Here is a 2,405-nt window from a genome sequence, read left to right as displayed (position 1 = left end):
ACGATCACGGTAGTCAACGTACCCCCGGACGCCAATGCGGGGCCGGACCAGACGGTGGAAGAGCGCGCGCGGGTGGACCTGGACGGCAGGGGCAGCAGGGACTCCGACGGGAGCATCGTTGAGTGGAGGTGGACGGGTCCGCTGGCCCTGAACGACGGCGACACCTCGACGCCGTATTTCACGGCGCCGATAACGGGCGCAACCAAGTCGTACACCTTCACGCTGGAGATCAAGGACAACGGCGGCGCGTCCGACTCCGACAACGTGACGATCAAAGTGATCCCCAATGAGCCCCCGGACGCCGATGCGGGGCCGGATCAGACCGTGAGGGAAGGCGAGCGGGTGGACTTGGACGGCACGGGCAGCAGCGACTCCGACGGGACCATCGCGGGCTGGAAATGGACGGGTCCGCTGGCGCTGACCGGCAGCGGCACCTCGACGCCGTACTTCACGGCGCCGGTAACGGGTGCGACCAAGTCGTACACCTTCACGCTGGAGGTGACTGACGACGATGGCGCGACCGATTCCGACAAAGTGACGATCAAGGTGGTGCCCAATGAGCCCCCGGACGCCGATGCAGGGCCGGATCAGACCGCGAAGGAAGGCGAGCGGGTGGACCTCGACGGCACGGACAGCAGCGACTCCGACGGGAACATCGCGGGATGGAAGTGGACGGGTCCGGTGGCGCTGACCGGCAGCGGCACCTCGACCCCGTACTTCACGGCGCCGACAACGGGCGCAACCAAGTCGTACACCTTCACGCTGGAGGTCGAGGACAACGAAGGCGCGACGGACACGGACAAGGTCACGATCACGGTCGAGCCGGACACGACCACGACCCCTCCGCCGAACCATTCGCCGAGGCCGAAAGGCACGATCAGGGACCGAAGTGTGGAGCGCGGCAAATCGGGCGGCGTGGATGTCGCGGACTACTTCAGCGACCCGGACGGGGACCAGCTCACATACACCGCCTATTCGTCGAAGACAACGGTGGCCACGGTCTCGGTGACGGGAAGCCGGGTCGCATTCAACGGCATCGCAGTGGGCGAGGCGACGATCACGGTGACGGCCAGCGATCCGGATGGAGAGGAAGCTCATCAGAAATTCAAGGTCACCGTGACGGACCCGCCACCGCCACCCCCGACGAACCGCGCACCAAGAGTCGAGAGCGCGATCCCGGCGCGTTCGGTGGAAAGCGGCAAGACGGTGACGGTGCGGGTGTCCTCGCACTTCAGCGATCCGGACGGCGACGCGTTGACGTACGCGGCGCGGTCCTCCGCCACGGCCGTGGCGACGGTTTCGGTGAGCGGCTCGACGGTGTCGGTCAAGGGCGTGGCGAAGGGGCGCGCCGACGTGACCGTCACGGCTCGGGATCCCGGCGGCAAGACCGCGTCGCAGAGTTTTCGGGTGACGGTCACGGATCCGCCCCCAACGAATCGGGCGCCGAGGGTCGAGAGCGCGATCCCGGCGCGTTCGGTGGAGAGCGGCAAGACGGTGCCGGTGCGGGTGTCCTCGCACTTCAGCGATCCGGACGGCGACGCGCTGACGTACGCGGCGCGGTCTTCGGCCACGGCCGTGGCGACGGTTTCGGTGAGCGGCTCGACGGTGTCGGTCAAGGGCGTTGCGAAGGGGCGTGCCGACGTGACCGTGACGGCGCGGGACCCCGGCGGCAAGACCGCGTCGCAGAGCTTCCGGGTGACGGTCACCGATCCGTCTCCGGGCAACCGCGCCCCGGTCTTCGCGAGCGCGGCGTTCGAGCGTTCGATCCCGGAGAACTCGCCCGGCGGCACGGCGGTGGGCGCGCCGGTGACGGCGGCGGACCCGGACGGGGACACGCTGAGCTACGCGCTGGCGTCCGGGGGCGACGCGGCGTTGTTCGGGATCGGCGCGTCCACGGGCCGGATCACGGTGGCGGCGGGCGCGTCCCTGGACCACGAGAGCGCCGAGACGCATTCGGTGTCGGTGGTGGCGACCGACGGAACGCTGGCGGACACCGCGGCGGTGACGATCCGGGTGACGGACGTTCCGCCTCCGGGCAGGCCCGCGAAGCCGACCGTGACGGGCGGCGACGGCCAGGTGACCGCGACATGGCAGGCTCCGTCGAACACGGGTCCGGCGATCACCGGCTACGACGTTCGCCACCGCGCCGCCTCCGCCTCCGGCTGGACCGAGGTGTCGCTGGGCGTCGTGCTCGAACACACGGTGACGGACCTGCCGGCGGGCACGGACCACCTGGTGCAGGTCCGGGCGGTGAGCCCGGAGGGCGCGGGCGCGTGGTCCGAGTCGGGCGAGGGGGCGACGGCGGCGGCCGCGAACCGCGCGCCGGCCTTCGCGAGCGCGGCGTTCGAGCGTTCGGTCCCGGAGCATTCTCCCGCGGGGACGGCGGTGGGCGCGCCGGTGACGGC

Annotated in this window: 1 protein-coding gene; it reads left to right on the top strand. The window is 70.5% G+C overall.

Translation table 11 applies throughout. The annotated features are described in order from the left end of the window. A partial coding sequence (locus OXN85_10820) for a PKD domain-containing protein (GenBank protein ID MCY3600446.1) occupies positions 1–2,405 on the top strand: 2,405 nt, incomplete at both ends.

The organism is Candidatus Palauibacter australiensis (assembly GCA_026705295.1).
Lineage (GTDB): Bacteria > Gemmatimonadota > Gemmatimonadetes > Palauibacterales > Palauibacteraceae > Palauibacter > Palauibacter australiensis.
This window is presented reverse-complemented; position numbering and strand designations above follow the sequence as displayed.